Source organism: Pseudoduganella rhizocola (assembly GCF_045984285.3).
In the GTDB taxonomy this organism is placed as follows: Bacteria; Pseudomonadota; Gammaproteobacteria; order Burkholderiales; family Burkholderiaceae_D; genus Rugamonas.
In genome coordinates this window covers 402,826-423,377 of record NZ_JBJQIK030000003.1, presented here as the reverse complement: position 1 = coordinate 423,377, position 20,552 = coordinate 402,826, and the positions used below count along the sequence as shown (strand labels likewise).

Here is a 20,552-nt window from a genome sequence, read left to right as displayed (position 1 = left end):
ACGGCCGCGTGTGCCGGGCAGCTGTCGCTAGCATTCCTATGATTGCACCATAGAAATATTTTGGCAATCGCTACGCATGAGGGCACAAGGAGCACACCATCCGAACCACATCGCCGCTGGCTTGAGTGTCGACGGTGATTGTCAGCCGTCTCTGTTTTGGAAGCCGACGCCGGTCAGAGGGACGCCATCGTCACAAAGGAGCGGAAGTCAAAACAGTCGTCGAACCGCAGCCCATGCCGCATGCTCACACTCGTCAGCTCCTGAGCGTTAGGCATTCCAGCGTCCAACGCCCGGGAGACGAGGATCCGTCGGACGCTTGGAGGACTGATGCGTCCAAGCTTGGGTAGGCCTGCGCGGGTGAAAGCGCGGAATACTGGCCCACATTCGATGCTTGAAGACTTTAACCAGGTGCCTAACGCTGCAATTGGATTGAGCGGTTGGAACATGTCTTCGTATATCACGCTGTGTGCGCCGTCGGGTAGGAAGTCTTGAACGCCTGGTGGAATCGAAACAATTAGCCCATTCTTTTGCCAGATAAGGTGGGACGTGTCGAGGGAGACTAAGGCACTTGAGCCCAAGGCACCGCAAAAACCCAGTTGCACCAATGCGCTGTCACGTAGCGCCATCAAGGATGGTTCACGGGCCAGGTGCCGGACCAGTTCGATAAGACGATCTATGTGCAGGGTCTTAGCCCGCGCTTTGAGCACCGGGCGTGATTGTACTAGTTGGGCGAAGGCGTCTCGGACGGCTATCGACTTGACCGGATTAGGAAAATTTTGCTCTACATGCCAACGGGAGAGTGCCGCCAGGCGCATGGCCAATGTGGCCCTGCTGGCTTTAGGCGCATGCGCTTCAAGGTACTTCAAGATCGCGGCCTCGCTGGCAGGCAGAAGGCCTCCCCAGTCAATGAAATGCCATACAGCTCTACGGTATAAGCGTTTAGTGGTCGGGGCAAGTTTGGATTGAAGGCTTCCGATATGAATAAGCGCCGCCACCACAGGGTCGCTTCTGCCCCCACCACGCAACGAATCTGGAACGCCGAACATCTCTTCAAAATCCGGATCGACACGATGCGCCATGATGGACCTCCGCTCCTGCCTAATGCGTAGATGATGACCTGCTGATCGCGCGCTAGAAAAAAGTCGCATTTTCCGCGTCGTGAACTACATTGTATGGATGCCGGGCAGGCATGGGTAGAGTTGCGCTTAAAGCGTTAGACCCAGATTAGATAAGGAAGTACCAGTATGCACTAGCACAGAAGAGAGAGGGGAGGGAGGCGTTACGCCAATAACGCATCCCTTTGAAAATTTGACGCCGTGTGAATTGATTATGCTCGCATCAACGGGTGTGGTCAAGTATCAGTGCGTCCCAAAATCCTCGCATCAAGGAAAAAAGTTGGAGGCGTACATGAAAGTACACACGCTGCGAACTCCATCCCCGGAGTTGGTGAGCCGGTCGATACAGGTCAATGCGGCGTTGAAGGCGCGCAGGACCCCGCAATCGAATGTATGGTTCTTCGACTCGCCGAAAAATAACACGCGGCTATCGATCGAAACCGACCTCGCGTTCATGCATCTCGTTCTCCTGGAAGGTGATCCATCAGTAGTCCGCTACTGGCCTGTCCAGCGTGGCGAATATAATCTTCCGGCCGCTGCTGGAACGTCAACGCGTATCGATCGCCGTGATGGCTCCCAAGAGTGGTGGCACTTCAAGCGTGTAACAAGAACTGAACGGCGGGCCGCGACAGCGAAAGCGAGCGAGCGCAACGAAGTGCGCGATGCTGCGCAGTCTGCTGGTGCCGTCTATCTCATCAAAACTGACACCGATTTGCGCGACGAGGTGTTCAGGTTCGATAACTGGCTGACGCTTTGCGCGGCCATGACGCGATGCCGCGGGCATTTTCTCGGCCACGAGATGGATCGGATAGCGCAACGGCTCGACCTGCAGGACGCCGTCACACTCAAGGCGCTGCTCACCTTGGAGGATGCCGATCCCGCGTTAATGCTGGCAGCCGTCGCACGCGCGTTACAGGCCGGCGCGATCGCCACCGAACTCAAATTGCGGCGCATCTCGTACGACTCGTTGATTATGAGGCAGGTATCATGAGATCCGGTTCACGACGCAGCTTAATCCCGTTGCCCTACCGGGATACAACAGCGTGGCCGAGGCCGGACATGAACGTACTGCCACGCGAAGCTCAAAATGCGTACAAGGCCAGGTGCGATGCGATCGATATGTATAACGCAGGTGCCTGTTGGGACGATATTATTGCGGCAACCGGCAAAGACCGCTCTGAGGTTCGGCGACTAATCCTACGCTGCCTCATACTCTCGGACGACGGCTCAATCTGGGGCTATCGCGCTCTCATAAAAGGCGTTCGCATCAAGCCATACACACGGGTTCAGGCAGTAAATCACAGCCCTGGTAGCGGCTCAGGGGGCTGTGCAGGCGCGCTATCGCAGTTGCTCGCACGATTTCCTGACCTGGTAGAAATGCTCTGTAATCTGTACTTCAAGGAGAAGACGCGCGGGCAGATGCCCGAAGCGCGTGAATCCTATACTTCGATCCATGACAAGTTCCTGACCGCCTTGCGCAAACTTGGATTGACAGATTCGGACTGGCCTTTCAATACCGCAGACCGCGGCTACAAAACGATATACCTTTATTTGCGCGATCTCGAAACAGAGCAATCCCAACGCGCGGTGTCTGCCCGACATGGTCTGAATGCAGCGCGGCGCGGCAAGGTTGGCACCGGCTACGAGCGACTGTTTCCGGCCCTGCGACCGTATGGCGCGGTCCAACTCGATTATCACAAAATTGATGCGGCCTCGGTGCTGTTGGTGGAAAACGATCACGGTGAACAATTCGAAGTCCCTCTGTCAAGATGGCATTTCGGACTGATGGTTGAGGAGTTCAGTTCAGGAGTAATCGGTTATTGTGTCGAACTGGAACTAACACCAAGCAGTGACGGCGCCCTGGAAGCGGTGTCCAGCGCGATTGTCGGGATACCCGCTTGGCAGCTCGCCGGTGCGGGAGAGGGGCAGGCGAACCAGATACTGATCGGCCAACTGCTGCCTGAATTGGCGGGACAATGCTTTAGTGTGCTGAAGGTCGATAATGGATGGGCGAACGCTGCCCATGAAGTGGTCAATAATATTATCGGTACAGTCGGCAGCGCCGTCAATTTTGGACCACCCTATGTCTGGGCGCGGCGCGACCTAGTCGAGCGCCTTATCGGTGAGTTTACTAGGCGAGGTTTGCAGCGCCTACCTTCAACATACGGTGCGGGGCCTCAGGACACTCGCGTTAAAGAACCGGCGGCGCAGGCAGCTAAGTTTCGCATCAAACTCAAAAGCCTGATCGGCATCTTTGAACGCTGCATCAGTGAACACAATCAGGCGTCCTCAGAAGGTATGCAATGGAGTTCGCCTGTGCGCGTCCTCAGAGGAGCGTTGGACAACTCTTCTAGTGGACTGTTTTCTCAACCGCTTCCCGAGGCGGTTAAGGCCTATCCCGCACTGATGATGCATGTCGAGGAAGTCGTCGTTAAAGGGAGCCTCGAAAAAAATATACGCCCCTACTTCAATCTGGACCGGCATAAGCATACAAATCATGATCTGAGCAAAGCGTTTTGGCTGATCGGTAAAACGCTGGTCGTCTCGGTCGACAGGCGCCTGGCACGCCTGGTCTATGCAACTGTCAAGGAAACGGGGCAAGCACTCGGTCAAATGTATCCGAGCGGCCCTTGGGCCGATAGCGACTGTTCCTGGCGGGACCGCAAGCTTCTTATGCGTTCGGGAAAAGCCAAGCGAATGGCCTCGTACGGCGAAGATCCTCTGGAGATGGCGCGACAGGAAGGTTTAGCCGAGCTCAAGGCACTCGGGAAAGCCGGCAGGCGCCGCACATCCCGCGTCGCGCTCAACGTGGCCAAGATTGAGCGTCAGCAGGCCAAGGCGAGAGCGATCGTCAAGGAACCTGATATGACGTCCGCTCCCGTCCAGCCGACTCCCCCGCGCAACCCGGGGGAGGATGACGACCCCAGTGGCCTTTACGACATTCCCAGTATCGACTAGGAGGCAACGATGGGTGCATCAAGACTTGATACGACAACGGCACATGACTTGGCTGAACTGGTGCTAAACCATCCGCTGTATGCCCACACCGTGCTGCTCCAGACACCTCCCATTGACGAGATCTTCAAACTCGTGAAACTAGCGATCTTGCTGCGCGATTCAGGCTGGGTATTCACTGGAGAGAGCGGTATCGGCAAGACGGACGCGCTCGACCGGGTGAAAATGCTGATTCGGCATCAATTCCCACGCATCTGTATGTTCACCCATGATGCACATAATCAGCAGATCGCTTCGATCCGTGCGTTCTTCAAACACTTTCTAACGACAATCGGCCACAGCGAGCTAAAAGGCGAAACGCCCGACCTGCGCCATAGGGTGGTTCGGATGCTAGTTGATGATGCACGGGTGTCCGGGATCAACCTCATCGTAATGTTTATCGATGAAGCGAGCGCCTTAGGCTTGCAAGACTTCCTTTTCCTGAAGGACATATACAACGATTTGGGGCGCAGCGACATCCAGTTCGTGACGATCCTGATGGGGCAATCGCCAGATATCGAGCACGTGATAGAGATGCTTCGTACAAACAACCGCCATGATTTGGTGGGGCGTTTTGCCAGCAAGGTCTACGCGGTGCGGGCCTATGACAGCGTAAAGGACCTGCAAGTGATCTTTAAGGCGATAGATGATCGGCAGTTCCCTGAGGGATCAGGCCACCATTGGACGCAGCTAATGGTACCAAACGCATGGGATGCGGGATTTCGGCTGGAGCACGAAGCAACTCGGGCATTCGATGCCATCGTGAACGGCACGGGCAAATCGCGCAAGATCGCGTTTCCCGCAAGGCAGACTTTCCTGGCCATACGCTACTACCTCCTGGATGCCGCGGAAAGGGACTGGCGCGGGAAGACGCAACCCGATTCGGCTTGGAGCAAAGCGATAGCGTACGCAAAGCTGCAGGATTCGCTCTTTGAACAGGCAAGAGCGCGCAAACGCAGCGCGGCAGCTAAAGAGAGCACCAATGACTCAGGGAGCACCGATGAATGAGCGTAAGCATGTCTGGTCGGGGAGCGACTTGAGCCCATTGGTTTACGAGTCACTGGTCAGCAGCGTGATGCGACTTGCATGGCGCAATGCGCTGTGCCGGGCCCAGCTCTGCGCAGGACTTAGCAAGTATAAGGTCGCCTTTACGGTCGATACCGACCTGCTCCGTGAGAAGACCGGATGGTCGTTCAAGCCGAGCGAACTTGATTTGTTCGAGGTCGCCCAAAAACTTGAGGAAGCCAGGTGGCGCGAATCCTCATTCAGGTACTGCCCAATCTGCCTGGAAGCTTGTTACCACAGCGATTTGTATCAATGCCGCGCGCTCACAGCATGCCCGCTGCACCACGTACCCCTGTCAATTACGTGCTACAGCTGTGGTGCGCCCACTGCCAAGTACGGCTGGTCGAGGGAAATGATTAACCGCCCATACGAATGTTCTCGTTGCGCGCAAAGTGTCGCCGGCGCACAACCGAGCCTGGAAGGGCACCTTGACTTGCGCAAAGATGAGGACCTGTTACGGCGTGCGCTGGAGCCATATATTCGCTGGTGGGTTGAGGGAAAGCGAAGCCGGGGGAGGGTACACCAGTTGCGTGCTGAACACTGCGAGGGACTGCAGCGGCAATGGTGTGAGATCGACGATTTTCTGCGGGCCGTTGCGAGCGTGGGGAGAAGCGAGCCTTACTATATACGATCTTCAAATTACGACCCAACGAGCATCACGGTGCTGCGCTGGAAATGCCGGATTACTGACCTGCGCGCGGCCAGGCGTGATGTGGGGCGACGCAGCTGGACGGAGCGTACACGCGTACCCACTTCGGTCTATCGCTGCACGCTCAGGATGCTCGCGCGCTGGGTCGCCACACGCATGGGTTGGGGCTGCATCAGCAGGTTTGACGATTTGTTTATTAGTGCCGGCCGGGATGTCTCTTCCTATCCGCCCGAGCTCGTAGCATTGCTGGGGATGCGCTGGCAGCTCGAGCAGCGTTGTTCGCGCTATAGCTTGGCGAAGCAGTGGCCGCTGCGCACCGCCGAGCTCGCTGATGAGCCGTCGGTCGACATGGCGCTATTTCATCACCGAACACCCCGAGTGGGTTGGCGCGCAATTTTCCTTGCAATTTACGCGGCTTGGTATTGGCGATTGCGATCAGGTGTGAGCAGCATCGGTGACGCCATGCACTTCGCGATCGATGCGCAAGCTGATCGAGCCTATATTTTTTGTCGCAATGCTGTATTCACCCAAACGAGGGGCCAATGGGTGACCTTCGTCGCGCCTTACGCCGATGATGGATGGTTCGTGGGCGAGGTTGCCTTCCTGGGAATTGATGGGCTTCCGCTCAACGGCGCCGATGTCATCACCTACCGGCGTGTGGCACCAAGCACCACCAGCGGACAACAAGATTTTTGACAGCGTGTCATTAGCGTAGTTATTTTTGAACGAAAAAGCCATCACCAAATAAGGCGACCGCATAAGTTGACGTGCGGGTCCGTGACGTACGCTCCACGGCGCGACGCTGCGGCTTCCTGTGCTCTATTGTGGCCCAATTATGGGAGGCTCGTTCAATGGGCTCTCCAGCAGTTTTGCGGCGCGCGAGTTACTCAGTTGACCTTGCCTGAAGTAGCCCAGCACCGCTGACGTGCTGGCGTGGCCAGTCATGGCCATGGTATCGGCCAGCGATATGTCATGCCGGCCCGCCTCGGTGACAAAGCCGCTGCGGATCGAATGTGCCGAGAAGCTGCTATCGAGGCCTGCCTCGGCGCACCGTACCTTGATGATGTCACGCACTGCAGCCGGTGACAGTGCCTCGCCGACCAGGCCGCCACGACGCACTCGGCGGAATACGGCGCCGTCCTTGATATTGCTGGCGGCCAGCCAAGCATCTAACGCGCGCGCGGCGCGGCCGATCACAGGCTTAACGTTGGTCGTGTGATCTGCGCCGTCCTGGTTTGTTTTGGAGTGTCCCATAGTGTAGGAATAATCGCCGTTGGGCTGGCGCACCAGGTTCATGACGGTCGCGGCGGTCACTTCCGAGCGTCGCCGGCCACCACTCGTCCACGCAAACAGTAGCAGCGCTCGATCGCGCAGGCCGCGTAACGAGTCATCGCAGGTTGCCAGAAGTGCTTCCAGCGGCTCCCTGGTCAATGCCGGTTTCTTGTGCACGATCGTGCCGCGCTTGGCATAGGCCCGGCGCGTCTTGGCCAGGAGCTCACGCACGGGAGGTTCTTGCGTGGGGTTAGGCGCGTTCTGCAGCTGATGAACTTTCGATAGTACGCTGATCCGATGCAGCAAAGTGCTGAGTGCAGGAGCGCCTGTCCGTCCCTTGAAGCCGCGATTGACCAGCGCTTGGTCGACCAGATGAGGCAGATCCGTTATCAGGCCCTCGGGTGTTGAGCGCTCAGCGTGATCGACAACGAACTGCAGGACGACCGGTACCGGGACCGGTAACGTGAGTGCTGCGTGATAGCGCAGTGCGTACCATGCGCCCCAGTAGCGCATCGCGCTGCGATAGCTGCGCAGGGTGTTTTCGGCATCCCCTTCATGGAGCAACTGGCGCACTGCGATTTCGGTAAATCGGCTCACGATGGCTGGATCGAGCGGTGTCACACCGATTGGCGCCAACAGCTCGGGGCGGATGTGCACCGTGGCAGGCGGGCTAGCAATATGCTTTTTCATTACATATTCTGTATGATGTATAACAGGTATGAAAAAATACTCTCGATAAGATTTCATTATCGAGGGTAATTATCGGACATCGCCCAGAAATAGCAAGGGGAGGACTTATGCCACGCGGCATCACAGAAACCGACGTCTGGCACGCTGCCGACGCCTTATTGTTGGCAGGCGACCGCCCGACCATCGAGCGCGTGCGCCAGCAGCTCGGGCGCGGTTCTCCCAACACCGTCAGCCCCCACCTCGACACCTGGTTCCGCGGTCTAGGGGCGCGGATCAAAGATCCCCAGGCGTTCGCGGCACCGGCGGCCGTACCGGACCCTATCGCGCAGGCGGCAGCTCACTTCTGGCAGGTGGCGCTTGCCGATGCGCGGAGACAACTCGAAACAGAGGTGGCGAGGGAGCACCATGAACTGGCCGCGGCGAAGCTGCAACTGGACGACGCGCGCCTCGCTTTGGCTCAGCAAGAAAATGTTCAAATGGCGCGCCAGGAGGGAATCGCGGCGGCCATGCGTGCCATGGAGTCACAATTACACGCTTCCAACGAGCGAGTGGCGTCCCTCGAACAGCAATTGGCGGACGCAACGCGCGAGGGCCAGGCATTGGAGGCGCAGTGCCTGGCGCATGAGAACGATAAAGAGGCATTGCGCGCGCAGCTGCAAGATGAACGCACGCGCCAAGAGGCCGCGCGAATAAAACTCGAGGAACGGGCCGCAGCCAATGAGCAGCGCTGGAGCCTCGAAGTGGATCGGGCCAGAGAGAGCGCAAAACAAGCGCAAGCGCAGCTTTCCAGGAGCGAGACGCTGCGAGCCGAGCAGCTCTCTGGGTGGAACACGGAGCGCGATCGTCTCGAAGCAGGCTTAGCCACGATGACTGAGCGGTTAACACGGCAACAGAGTGAGGTGGATCAGGCAAAAGCAATGTTGGCTATTGCTGAGAACAGCCTCCTCGCCGCAACGACGTCCGCGGCGCAGCGCGAGATAACACTGTTATCTCAGATCGAGCGGCTACAAAACCAGCTCAGTGCGGCGTTGGACCAATTAAAGGTGAAAGACGATGAACAAAGCGCACTGTTACGTTCATTCATGCAAAGCATGGTAGGCAATACTAAGCGGTCTGGGCGCCGAGGCAGCAATGCAGCTTCCGAGGGGTAACAAACTTTTGGGGATAAGGCTTCGCTGCAGCTTTACAAACCAAAGCTGCAAAGGTTAGTAACGGCAACCTTAAGGCACAACGCGATGGTGAGCCGCTGTCGTTCGTGATAGTGTTATTTCTTTCTTGCATCAGGGTGCACCTGATGTATATCTGCGAGTAGACGTTTGCAAGGGCCCCAGCATCCAATCGCCCATTCATTGTCATCTCGAACAAGGTCGGACTGAGATGGAAAGCGAGAACAACCAAATGCGCAGCGCCTGGCGCAACTTCGTGATGAAACCATGAGCGAGCACCTCCTCTATAACGACCAGCCCATTGAAAGACCGGACGACGATCGGTTCGGTGTCGATCCCTTTGCGCGCGCGCTAGCGGCGAGCATTCTCAAGATGCAATCCCCTCAAGGGTCGGTGATCGGCCTCAACGGCCCATGGGGCTCTGGCAAGAGCAGTGCAGTCAACCTCTGCAAATATCACTTGGCTGATGCGGTTAGGTCAGACAAGCTGGTCGTCATCGATTTTGCTTGTTGGTGGTTCAGAGGCGAGGACGCGCTCGCTCTTGCCTTTTTCCGCGAGCTATATGCTGGCTTAGGCCCCAGCCTCGGCGATAAGGTCAAGAAAAAGTTACCGAAGCTTGGGGCGCGCCTGCTCCGCGCCGGCGCGCTGGTTGGGAAGGTAGCGGAGGCCGCTGGTGCGGTCATCGCTGGTGGCATCGCGGAGAAGGGCATGGAATGGCTGGCGGGCCTCATCGAACAAGATGAAAGTGTCGAGACGCTTCATGCCGATCTGGCGAAGGCATTGCGGGAACAGGATAAGCGCTTTCTCATCGTCATCGACGACATCGATCGCCTCGCGCCTGACGAGGCCTTGTTAATCTTCCGGTTGGTCAAGTCGGTCGGTCATTTGCCAAATGTCATGTACCTGCTGGTCTATGATCGCCCGCTTGCCGAGAAGATCGTCAGCGAACGCTTCCCTTCGGAAGGTCCGCACTATCTGGAAAAAATCGTGCAGGCAGCTTTCGAGCTGCCTGACCCATCTGCGCTAGATGTTCAGCAGCATCTGCTGTCGATGATCGGATCGATCTGCGGTTCGCCAGCAGAAGAGGACCTCGTCCGCTTCATGAACATTTTCTACGAAGGTATTTCGCCGGCGATGCGTACGCCGCGGGATGTCACGCGCTTCGTCAATTCGTTGAGCGTGTCCTGGCCAGCCGTTGCTGGAGAAGTGGATCGCGCCGATTTTCTGGCGCTGGAGATGCTCAGGATGTTGCATCCGACCGTCTATCGAGCTATTCGTCAGAACAAGGAGGAACTGGTCGGCGGCAGGAGCAGAGAGGAGCGTGATCGCGAAGCAACAGCAAAACGGATCGATGGCGTGTTCTTTGGCGCTGAGCCCCCGCAAAGACAAGACAGGGTGCGTCGGCTGCTAATGCGGCTGTTTCCTGTTCTGGAGTCCGTTTGGGCCAATATGCACTACGGAGACGGGTTCGCACGCCAATGGGCGTTGGAACGTCGGGTTTGTTCAGCCAACTACTTTGATTCCTACTTCCGGTTTGCAATCGGCGACGAGGTACTCACAAGCACCGAATTGGACGCATTTCTCGCTCGGGCTGATGACGTCGAGTACGTGAAATCCACGCTGCACCAGTCCGTGACGGCGATTAGGCGCTCAGGCGGCACGAAAGCCGCTGTATGGCTCAATGAGCTGCATACGCACGCAGAGCGGGTTGATCGAAACAAAGTCGAACCGCTTCTGACCGCACTATTTGAAATTGCCGATGAGATCAATGTTGAGGCCGATAAAGCAAAGGCCTTTAGCATGGGTAGCAATGAACTTCGTCTGCATTGGCTATTGCGAGCGTTGACCATGGAACGCATGACTCTGGATGAGCGCTCAGCCCTTTTCGTAAAAGCTTGCAGAACAGCCTCCCTCGGCTGGCTTGCCGACTTCACCCGATCAGCGTGGACCCACTATCACCCAAGGGAAGGCAAAGAACGCGAGCCGCCAGAGAAGTGTCTGACCACCGAGGCAGATGCGGAAACACTCCGTGGTCTCCTTCGGTCGAGAATCGAGGCCGCTGCTGCGGACGGCACGTTGCTTGCACACCGGGATTTGGCGTTTCTACTGCATTGGTGGATGGACCTGACGAGTGACGATGGTGCTTCTGTTCGTGCATGGACTTCCGCGGCCTTCGCCACCGACGATGGTGTTCTTCAGCTCGCCAAGGCATTCACGTCATACGGTTGGACTCAGGGAATGAGCTTCGTGGGCTTGGGCGATGCGGTGGCGAAGCGTGTGGCCCACGTCAGCCCCCAGAGTATTGCTCGTCTGATGGATTTGGAAGCATTTAGGGCACGCGTCGACGCCGTAGCGGCCGTTGGCGACAGCGTAGAAGTGCAAGAGTTTCTGGAGGCTTGGCAGCGTGCCGACCGAGGGGACATTGACTGAGGATAGGACCGACATGCCGACTAAGCGCCCCCACGCCGCAGCGAAGTTTCATCACGCATATATGTCGGCCCTACGAAGTCAAACTGAACCGGCGCACGTTCTGGCCAATATTCTGGTCCAGAAGCTCCGCGAGCAGGGGATCGATGGCTCAAAGCACTTCGATATAATTGAACGCGCCGCGGGGCGGGTGTTGGCCGCACCATCGGTCGCTGAGCAGTCGAGCTTTGACCTGGACCTTGATGACGAAGTCACAGGTGGCCGTGACGTCAATATTCATCTGGATAGCACGGACCTTGAGCGGGCGATTGAAGGAATCACCACTGCCATTGAAGCAGCATCCCGCGATATCTACGACTCGTTTAGCACGACTGCATTGCAGAATGTCTTGAAGAATCCTGCGGAGCGCCTTCTACACCTAAAAAATGAGCGTGATGCTTTCATGCGGCGGCTCGAATTGACTTGGGCTGGACCTTTCAAGTTGCTCGACATCCACGTGGCTCTTTGCCAAGAAATCGGCGAAGCACGGAATGAATGGCTCAGAAAGCGACGACGCAGAGCTAAGGACATCGCGGTAGTGGATGTCGTTACGCGCCTGCACGGTCGGACCGTACAAGTTGCCGGTGAAGTGCAGGCTCTGTTGCGTAATGGTTTTGCTGACGGCGCGATGTCGCGCTGGCGAACGATGCACGAATTGACGGTTACCGCAATGCTGATCGCCGAGCGCGGTCCGGACGTCGCGGAGCGTTACATCGCCCATGTTAGTGCGGACTCAATCAAAGCCGCCCGTCAGTATCAGCGGTACGCCTCCGTCCTGCAGCATCGCCCAATCTCTGCGCGCGAACAGAAGCGTCTGGATGCTCTGGCAGTCGATCTCGAGCGCAACTACGGCAAGCCATTCCTAAATGACTACGGCTGGGCCGCTGACACGCTAGGTAATCCAAACCCGACTTTTTTCAGCATTGAGGCCGCCGTAGACCTCGACCACTTGCGGCCATATTTCAAACTGGCGAGCAACACAGTACACGCGGGCGCAAAAGGCACATTCTTTCGTCTGGGCATTCTCGGCGACGGAGACGGCATTCTGGCGGGCGCCAGCAACGTGGGCTTGCAAGAAGCGGGGCGGTTAGCTGCTCTTTCGCTTGCGCAAATCACGACAGTTCTGCTTTTGATTCATCCGAACACTGACAGCATCATCTGGTCCCGTGTACTCAGCAGCCTTTCATCCAAAATTGAAAAGCAATTCGTCAGGGTGCAGCGACGCATTGAACGGGAAGAGCGCCAGCGTCGAAAGGGGGAAACGTGAGTGCCTAGGGAATGTCTTCATTTGACAGTCGTTCAGATCGCGGTCGTGAGTGGTGGGCAACGATCCTGGTGCCGCCTGCGCACTACTTCTGGATCTCCGCTTCGACGAGGCAGATCAGTTCAGAAGGCGACATCTTCAGCGCCTTGGCTAAACGGAAAATGATCTTCAATGCGGGCTGGTTTATGCCGCGTTCAATCAAACTGACATAGTTTCGTTCCACTCCTGCCTCAAACCCCAGTTGTTCCTGCGATAGCCCGGCTTCTTTCCGAACACGACGCAGGACTGTTCCAAATGCGACAGTCGGATCCAATCTTTTCTCCCAATATATTGGGAGAAATATCAATCCTGGGCTAGTATTAGGTCTTCACAATATATTGGGAATTTTTGATGACTGGCCGCGATTTCTATGCTTTTTTCTCCAAGCTTCTCCCGCTGTCGATCCTGGCTGCTACCACAATCATCCTTAGTGGATGCGCCAGCTCGGCCACCAAAGCTTCGGTGCAAATTGTGGGCAAGTCCGACAATATCTACGCGCGGGTAACAAGTGTGGGGAAGCTAGACCCCGATGACATCGCCAAGGCGTGCGAGAAGGAGTCAGCAAGTAGCGACCGAGCTGCGAAAATCTGCGCTAACAGGTCTGATTACGAACTAGCGCGAGTGGTCTACTTCATTGTCGACAACCGACTCATCTATGGCGCCGCGGCCGTCCCCAAAGCTGACCAGATCAAACCGAAGTACATCATCCAAATGGAGCCGAAAATGGGGCTCGCCCGATATCGGCAGCTCGTGGCGACCAGCGATACTGATACTTGTAAATGGATTGGGCCAACGCCAGAATTCATCAACGGCAGCGGAGGCATTGTCACCGGCTTTTTAGCGGGCATGCTCATCGTACCCGGCGTGGTGATGCTGGCTAGCGACGCGATGAGTGCAGGAGTTGAATGCAACGGCTACAGCTACAAAAGCATCGTTGCCGAAGCCAACAGAAAGTGATGGCCGAGTCGTACCGAATAGTTGGTGATAAGACTTTGGAACTGCGACAGCTGGAATCGGTTGCCAAGGGAGCACCCAATGCTCAGGACCTACGATGCGCATGAGACGAAAATGTTCTTCGCCGCCGGAGAGGGAGTCCGGACATGGCGAGCTGTGTATCTTGAACTGCGTATTCCCCATTTCCTGGTCTGTTATACGACGCCGGAAGGTCGGGATCAATACACGGATACATGTCTACTCACTGATCAGACTGACGTCCTAAACTTCTGCTTAGCTGCGCGTCCGGAACAACATAGGAAGGTGGCTCAAATTCTGGCCCTTCTCCCGACCGGTGGGGCAGGGTGGAGAGCGGACGAAGTGACGCAGGTGTGGGGGGCTGGCGATGAACACAGCATTGTCGGCCCTGTCTTATTCGTTACGCGCGGGGGACTAAGGTTCGGCATGCATTCTGCTCGTCAAAAGCCACCACATCTCGTCTGGACGTCCAATTAGGGCGGGACTGCAGGGGTGCCATTGGGTCCGCTTCGCCGTTGAGCAGGAAGTCGCTTCAGCTTACGACACATATGCAGCTCGAAGGCATCGACTTCCGACGTGCCAAGTACGCTTATCGCGCTGGACGAGAGAAATCCGGTGTGGTTGGGGGCTATGCATGACGATGCACTCGACGACGGCAGCGATTCGATCTCGTGCAAAACGTGGCAGCCCCTGATCGCACGGAAGCGCCGCACTCGGCACTGCCCCGAAATGAAAACGACCGCAAATGCGGCCGTTAATTGGCGCGATGACTTAGGAGACCACGCGCTGCGCGCGGACAATCACCGCTGCCCCGGGCAGAGTACGGAAGGTACCTTTTGCGAGCGCATCAGCAAACTTAGCTGCGACATTCTCAAAGCTCTTGCTCTTAAGCTCAGCAATTTCAGAGTTCAGTTCGCGCTTTTGCTTTTTATCGGTCGCCATGGAAATCTCCGAATTTAGTATTTGGGGCTGCCGGCCACTTTCTTGCGAGAAGTCCAGTCATCGCGCACTTCAGCAGACATCAGCTTCTTCTCACCATCTGAAACAGGCCCAGCCGCTGCTTGCTGCTGAGCTTGGTCGGGGTATTTGCGCTTTAGTTTCTCAACGGCCAAGTCAAATTGCCGCACCAGTTCCGCCGGGTAATGTCTACCGATACTTTCGCGGTAGCGCTTCTTAGCGGCCTCAACCGCCTGAGCCTCCTCCGCGGTCAAATTCCTGCTACCTGAATCACCAATTTTTACTTGGAAGGCCATCGCTTGGTATATCCAATACCCACACGCAATGAAAAATGGTTGCAGTGGACGCAGCTTGATCGCCCGTCGAACTTCCTTATCGACGCGGCTGTCGAAAGGCCCATGACGCTTTCTTCATCTCTAACGTCAATCATACACCATGCCCCAAGGAGGCAAGCCCAATAACATTTCCAACCACTGCAATCCATTTGCACCTTTCAAGGATTAGTACGCCTGTCGCGTTTGGCTGCTCGTAATGTCTGGCTTGCGGGTCAGTGGAAATCCCGGCTGCGGGTATCAAGTGCGCCTAATAGATGGGACAGGTCAACTAGGCGCTTGGCCACAAGGTGACGTACATTATTCTGGCTTTGCCAGATTCCATAGACGCCCAGTAGCTGGGCGCCCATGACTTCCCTTCTTTGCGTGTCCACCAGGCCGGGCCAGACAATGACGTTGACGTTGCCGGTTTCGTCTTCCAGGGTGATGAAGACAGTGCCCTTGGCCGTTTCCGGGCGCTGACGGACCGTGACCAGGCCACAGCCGCGCGCCAGTTGCCCGTCGCTGTAGCGGTTCAGCACCTCGGCGGCCATGAAGCGCTTGTCATGCAGCTGGCGGCGCAGGTAGGTGAGGGGATGGCGGCCCAGGGTCAGGCCCAGGTGGCGGTAGTCCGCCAGGGTGTTTTCCGCGGCGGTGGGCGGCGCCAGTTCCGGTGCTTCGTCGGTGATGGCGGCATCCTTCAGCAGCCCCATCCCCGGCGCGCTGCCGGCTGCCAGCCATAGCGCCGCGCTACGGTGGCCTGCCAAGGCGTGCAGCGCGTTGGCGTTGGCCAGCAGAGTCAAATCCTGCTGCGTCAGGTCGGCGCGCCGCGCCAGGTCGGTGGCGTCGGTAAAGGGCGCCACGCGCTGCGCTTCCTCGATGCGCAGCGCCGCTTCGTGCACGATGCCCCGCACCTGGTTCAGTCCCAGGCGCACGGCGGGCTTGTCGCCATCGGGCGGTTCCAGCGCGGCTTCCCAGCCGCTCACCGTGACGTCGACCGGCAGCACCTGGACGCCATGGCGCACGGCATCCTGCACCAGCTGTGACGGCGTATAGAAGCCCATTGGATAGCTGTTCAGCAGGGCGGCCAGGAAGGCTTCGGGCTCATGGCATTTGAGCCAGCTGGAGGCATAGGCCAGCAGGGCGAAGCTGGCCGCATGCGATTCCGGGAAGCCGTATTCGGCGAAGCCGCGGATTTGGCCGACAATGCCTTTTGCGAACTCCTCGCTGTAGCCGCGTTCGGCCATGCCTGCCATCAACTGGTCCTCGAACTGTTCCAAGCCGCCTTTGCGCTTCCATGCCGCCATGGCACGGCGGAGGCGATCCGCTTCACCGGCGGTGAAGCCGGCCGCCACCATGGCAATCTGCATCACCTGTTCCTGGAAGATCGGGATGCCGAGGGTACGTGACAGGACGGCTTCCATCTCCTTGCTCGGGTAGGTGACCGCTTCCTTGCCTTCGCGCCGGCGCAGGTAGGGGTGGATCATGCCGCCCTGGATCGGGCCGGGACGGATGATCGCCACTTCGATCACCAGGTCATAGAAGGTGCGCGGTTTCAGGCGCGGCAGCATCGACATCTGGGCCCGGCTCTCGATCTGGAACACGCCGACCGTATCGGCCTGGCTGATCATGGTGTAGGTGGCAGGGTCTTCGGCCGGCACGTCGGCCAGCTCGAAGGGCTGGCCGCGCCGGGTGGCGACATAGCCCAGCGCGCGCCGGATCGCGCTCAGCATGCCCAGGGCCAGGATGTCGATCTTCAGGAGGCCGACGGCGTCCAGGTCGTCCTTGTCCCACTGGACGATGGTGCGCTCGGCCATCGCGGCGTTCTCGATCGGCACCAGGCGCGACAGCTTGCTATGCGAGATGACGAAGCCGCCCGGGTGCTGGCTCATGTGCCGCGGGAAGCGCATCATCTGTTCCGCCAGCCAGGCCCATTTGATGGCGACCGGCGCATCCGGATCGAAACCGCAGCTGGCCATGCGCTGGCGCAGCTCGGTGGTACCGCCGTAGCTGTGGCCGGCTTTGGCGACCTTGTCGACGACCGAGAGGTCGACGCCCAGCGCGGTGCCGACGTCGCGCAGCACGCTCTTGGGACGGTAGCTGATGACGACCGCCGTCAGGGCGGCGCGCGTGCGGCCATACTTGCGGTAGATGTACTGGATCACTTCCTCGCGGCGCTGGTGCTCGAAGTCGATGTCGATGTCGGGCGGCTCGTTACGCTCCTTCGAAATGAAGCGCTCGAAAAGCAGCGTGCCGCGAGCGGGATCGACTTCGGTGACGCCCAGGCAATAACACACGGCGCTGTTGGCGGCCGAACCGCGGCCCTGGCACAGGATCTTGTTGGTGCGGGCGAAGCGCACGATGTCGTAGACAGTGAGGAAGTAGCTTTCGTACTGCAGCTCGGCGATCAGGGCCAGCTCGCGCTCCAGCAGGTCCTGCACGGTAGCCGGCAGGCCTTGCGGGTAGCGCCACCAGGCGCCCTGGTAGGCCTGCTGGCGCAGGTAGCTGGTGGGGGTTTCTCCTTCCGGCACCAGTTCGGTCGGGTAGTCGTAGCGCAGTTCGTCCAGCGAAAAATGGCACTGGCCGGCAAGGGCCACGGTTTCGTCCAGCGTGGCGCGCGGGTAGAGGTTGGCCAGGCGCAGGCGGGAGCGCAGGTGCTGCTCGGCGTTCGAGGGCAGCTTGTAGCCGCATTGGGCGACGGGGATGCCGTGCCGGATCGCGCTCATTGTGTCCTGCAGCGGTTTGCATGAGCGCACATGCATGCAAACGTCGCCGGTGGCTACCACGGGCAGGCCGCACTGCGCTGACACCGCGGCCACGGCGGCGCGCTGCCGCTCATCTTTCGAGCGGTGATGCAGCGTGAGGGCGATGCGTACCCGGCCGGGCGCCAGCGCCTGCAGCCAGACGGCGGGACCGGTCAGTTCCTCCGCGCTGGCGCCATAGCGCGGCAGCAGCACCAGCTGGCAGCCGGGCAGGCCGCGCAGTGCCTGCAGGTCGGGCGGCGGCGCGCCGAGGTCGCGCGGGTGCAGCCGGTATTCGCCCTTGTCCGAGCGGGTGCGGGCCACGGTGATCAGCTCGCTGAGGTTGCCGTAGCCGTTGCGGTCCATGGCCAGCACCAGTAGGCCGAAAGGCGGGCTGCCGTCTTCCGGCGTCACCGTCATCTGGCTGCCGACCAATAGCTTCAGTTTGACTTCTTTCGCCGCCAGATGCGCCTTCACGACGCCGGCCAGTGTGCACTCGTCGGTGATCGCGATGGCGGCGTAGCCGAGCGCTGCGGCGCGCGCCACCAGGTCCTCGGGCGCGGAGGCGCCGCGCAGGAAGCTGTAGTGCGAGAGGCACTGCAGTTCCGCATAGTCGGGTAGCTGGGGCGCTGGTGGAGGCATATTGGGGAGCGAAATACTGTATAAACATACAGTATCCAATTCGTGCGCAGTCGTCAATCCTTCAAGCGAAGCACGACACGATTGTGGGTTGAAATGGCTCCTGGATAGAGCAGACCCGCGTCAGCGCAGTGCAGGTTATGGCGTAAGAGCGCGGTGGCTCAGCACCATTGGAATAGAGCGCAACTTCGCGGGTCGCTCCATGACTCTGGACAAACGCTGCAACCGTAGGGTCTGCGGGGCAGGCGACGAATCAGCCCTCACTGCTTGCTTATGTGACAAAGCGTTAGTTTTTCGCCAAGGCAAGGTGCTATGCTGCTGCTTAGACGGGAAGGACCAAGAGTAGCGAAATTTGAACCAACTCCCTTATCTCTTACCTAATTACCAAGAGGCCGTGAATGAGAGCTAAGCCTGAGTCACCATATATTGCTAGCCCAAATAGGCTTGCCGACGTTATCGCTGCCATCCAAGCAATGGCTGTCTATGATTTTCATATGCAGTCTTTCGAAAAATGGGCGGTGAGAATTACTGGAGATGATTCCAAGTCTGAGTACTGGAAAAAAGTATTTGTGGAACATCCCGAGTTCTTCCGTCTGGATACCACAAGGAAGCTTGCTTCGCTTGTTTGGCGGCGGCAGTACCCTAAGCGCTACCATGTCGACCGCCAGGAAATGCTAACAGAGCAGGAATATAAGTTATTGGACGAGGACGAAACAACGCGTCTCTCCCGACCTCCACTTGGTCCGGGAGACATCAAAACTTTGATTGACGCGGCCACAAACCTCCACACTCGGGCTGTCGAACTGCGACGAGAATCCAGGTGGTGGGTGCCGTTGGCCGGTGCGTTAGGTGCGTTGGCGGGCGCTATCATTGGTAGTGTTTTAAAGGGATAGGCCGACCGACTCGCGGCAGTCCGGTAAACGTCTGAGACATTGTTAATCACGAAGCCTTCGAATCCACTCATGATTTTGCCTAAATTACACATAGACACTGACGGAAATCTCAGTCCCGGAACCCATGAAATCACAGAAGAACAATTTCTTGAGACGTTTTGTTCCCTTCGCGAAAACGAAAATATTTTTTCAGCTATACGTCCTAGATTTCGCCAAGCGTTTACCGATATATGTAATTGGGCCAATCGAAATGACGCAACCTCGATTGTAATTGGTGGCTCGTTTGTCACGGGTACTCAATACCCAAACGATATAGATGTAATCGTATTTTTTAAACAGGCAAAGGATATTCCGCGTAATGTCGAATTATTAGAGTATGATGGCGTCCGATGCGACATTCAGATCCTTTCAGAAGATCAGCCCGAAATTTGTGAAGCGTTCATAAAGGTTCTTGCTACCTCGCGTCGCGAGACCCCTCGAGGCATCGTCCAGATCAAGTTCGACAGTCAAGTCAAAACCCATCACACTCCATATCGTAAGAACGAGCTTTTTGATATTGCCTTAGCCAGTTATCAGGGGCGCAAAATTACGTCTTTACAGCAACTCAAAGGGGTCGTTATCCCAATCCATGGCATTCTTAGTGACGCGGAATGGGTACCCCACGTGTCATTGGTTCTGAGTACCTCTGGCTGGGCTGTTGCTCCATACGTTTATGGCAACAGAATGCCAACGTTATTGACTAATAACGGCGATAGAGCGCGTGTTGTTGAGGGGTTTCGGGATTGGTTGATCACTGTTCGATCCAATTTCGCGGGGCCGATTTCAATACTGGCTCATTCATTTGGCACATATGTTATCGCAAGATATCTGTCCGACGCTGGGAATCTCGTTACCAAATTTGATTCAATTATCTTATGCGGATCAATACTTTCTAAGGAGTTTGACTGGTCTTTGCACTTAGGGAAAAGTGTTAACCGCGTGCTTAATACCATTTCAGAAGAGGACCAATGGGTAAAACATATGCCAGAAGGGGGGCGTCTTTTGTTCAGCGACCCGCTGTACGGTGATGCGGGACGGGAGGGATTTACTTCTAGTCATCCCGATTTATCGCAGGTGCGAAGTAAGTTACTCCAGCATGGTAATATTTTTAAGGATGATGTAATACGTAGTTTATGGTTGCCGTACCTGAACTTGAGCCATGGATCACGACCAAAGTATGAGACGACGAATGTTAGTGAAATTTAGAAGCTCAGATGCCGCCAGAGATACATAGTCTCTGAATGTGCCCCTTGGCGTCAGTGAGTCGGTGATGCCGTTCC

At 57.3% G+C, this 20,552-nt stretch carries 16 protein-coding genes; 10 read left to right on the top strand and 6 right to left on the bottom strand.

The features are described from left to right. Positions 1–173 precede the first annotated feature (173 nt). On the bottom strand, positions 174–1,079 hold the full coding sequence (locus ACJRPG_RS09135; RefSeq protein ID WP_407999749.1) for a site-specific integrase: 906 nt from the start codon (positions 1,077–1,079) through the stop codon (positions 174–176). A gap of 328 nt (positions 1,080–1,407) precedes the next feature. Between ACJRPG_RS09135 and ACJRPG_RS09130 the strand changes: the two genes are divergently transcribed. From ACJRPG_RS09130 to ACJRPG_RS09115, 4 genes are all read left to right on the top strand, one after another. Then, a complete protein-coding gene (locus tag ACJRPG_RS09130; protein WP_407999748.1) occupies positions 1,408–2,106 on the top strand; it encodes a hypothetical protein in 699 nt (232 codons plus the stop codon). A gap of 68 nt (positions 2,107–2,174) precedes the next feature. Further along, on the top strand, positions 2,175–4,073 hold the full coding sequence (locus tag ACJRPG_RS09125) for a hypothetical protein (protein ID WP_407999747.1): 1,899 nt from the start codon (positions 2,175–2,177) through the stop codon (positions 4,071–4,073). 9 nt (positions 4,074–4,082) lie between these two features. After that, a complete protein-coding gene (locus tag ACJRPG_RS09120; protein WP_407999746.1) occupies positions 4,083–5,117 on the top strand; it encodes an AAA family ATPase in 1,035 nt (344 codons plus the stop codon). Further along, complete coding sequence (locus ACJRPG_RS09115; protein WP_407999745.1) at positions 5,110–6,519, top strand: hypothetical protein; 1,410 nt, start codon at positions 5,110–5,112, stop codon at positions 6,517–6,519. Before ACJRPG_RS09120 ends, ACJRPG_RS09115 begins: the two co-directional genes overlap by 8 nt. Positions 6,520–6,642: 123 nt before the next feature. On the opposite strand, the gene ACJRPG_RS09110 is transcribed toward ACJRPG_RS09115, so the two are convergent. Further along, on the bottom strand, positions 6,643–7,785 hold the full coding sequence (locus ACJRPG_RS09110; RefSeq protein ID WP_407999744.1) for a tyrosine-type recombinase/integrase: 1,143 nt from the start codon (positions 7,783–7,785) through the stop codon (positions 6,643–6,645). A gap of 107 nt (positions 7,786–7,892) precedes the next feature. On the opposite strand from ACJRPG_RS09110, the gene ACJRPG_RS09105 reads away from it, so the two are divergent. From ACJRPG_RS09105 to ACJRPG_RS09095, 3 genes are all read left to right on the top strand, one after another. Next, the gene (locus ACJRPG_RS09105; protein WP_407999743.1) at positions 7,893–8,936 is read left to right on the top strand and encodes a DNA-binding protein; all 1,044 of its coding nucleotides are present in this window, start codon (positions 7,893–7,895) and stop codon (positions 8,934–8,936) included. Positions 8,937–9,218: 282 nt separating this feature from the next. Next, on the top strand, positions 9,219–11,381 hold the full coding sequence (locus ACJRPG_RS09100) for a KAP family P-loop NTPase fold protein (protein ID WP_407999742.1): 2,163 nt from the start codon (positions 9,219–9,221) through the stop codon (positions 11,379–11,381). A 13-nt stretch (positions 11,382–11,394) separates the two neighbouring features. Then, entirely contained in the window at positions 11,395–12,684 is a 1,290-nt protein-coding gene (locus ACJRPG_RS09095) for a DUF5677 domain-containing protein (RefSeq protein ID WP_407999741.1), read from the top strand. An 82-nt stretch (positions 12,685–12,766) separates the two neighbouring features. Here the strand turns inward: ACJRPG_RS09095 and ACJRPG_RS09090 are convergent, their stop codons facing one another. Next, positions 12,767–12,994: a helix-turn-helix domain-containing protein gene (locus tag ACJRPG_RS09090; protein WP_407999740.1), complete on the bottom strand. Its 228-nt coding sequence runs from the start codon at positions 12,992–12,994 to the stop codon at positions 12,767–12,769. A 77-nt stretch (positions 12,995–13,071) separates the two neighbouring features. Here ACJRPG_RS09090 and ACJRPG_RS09085 point away from each other — a divergent pair, with 77 nt between their 5' ends. Further along, positions 13,072–13,677, top strand: a complete 606-nt coding sequence (locus ACJRPG_RS09085) for a hypothetical protein (protein WP_407999739.1) — start codon at positions 13,072–13,074, stop codon at positions 13,675–13,677. A 786-nt stretch (positions 13,678–14,463) separates the two neighbouring features. On the opposite strand, the gene ACJRPG_RS09080 is transcribed toward ACJRPG_RS09085, so the two are convergent. The 3 genes from ACJRPG_RS09080 to ACJRPG_RS09070 all read right to left on the bottom strand — a co-directional run bounded on the left by ACJRPG_RS09080 (position 14,464) and on the right by ACJRPG_RS09070 (position 18,343). After that, complete coding sequence (locus ACJRPG_RS09080; RefSeq protein WP_407999738.1) at positions 14,464–14,634, bottom strand: hypothetical protein; 171 nt, start codon at positions 14,632–14,634, stop codon at positions 14,464–14,466. A 14-nt stretch (positions 14,635–14,648) separates the two neighbouring features. Beyond that, on the bottom strand, positions 14,649–14,945 hold the full coding sequence (locus ACJRPG_RS09075; RefSeq protein WP_407999737.1) for a hypothetical protein: 297 nt from the start codon (positions 14,943–14,945) through the stop codon (positions 14,649–14,651). A 251-nt stretch (positions 14,946–15,196) separates the two neighbouring features. Next, positions 15,197–18,343: an error-prone DNA polymerase gene (locus ACJRPG_RS09070; protein WP_407999736.1), complete on the bottom strand. Its 3,147-nt coding sequence runs from the start codon at positions 18,341–18,343 to the stop codon at positions 15,197–15,199. Between the two features lie 395 nt (positions 18,344–18,738). Between ACJRPG_RS09070 and ACJRPG_RS09065 the strand changes: the two genes are divergently transcribed. Continuing rightward, a complete protein-coding gene (locus ACJRPG_RS09065) occupies positions 18,739–19,233 on the top strand; it encodes a hypothetical protein (protein WP_407999735.1) in 495 nt (164 codons plus the stop codon). A 69-nt stretch (positions 19,234–19,302) separates the two neighbouring features. Then, entirely contained in the window at positions 19,303–20,478 is a 1,176-nt protein-coding gene (locus ACJRPG_RS09060; RefSeq protein ID WP_407999734.1) for a DUF6932 family protein, read from the top strand. Positions 20,479–20,552: the final 74 nt, after the last annotated feature.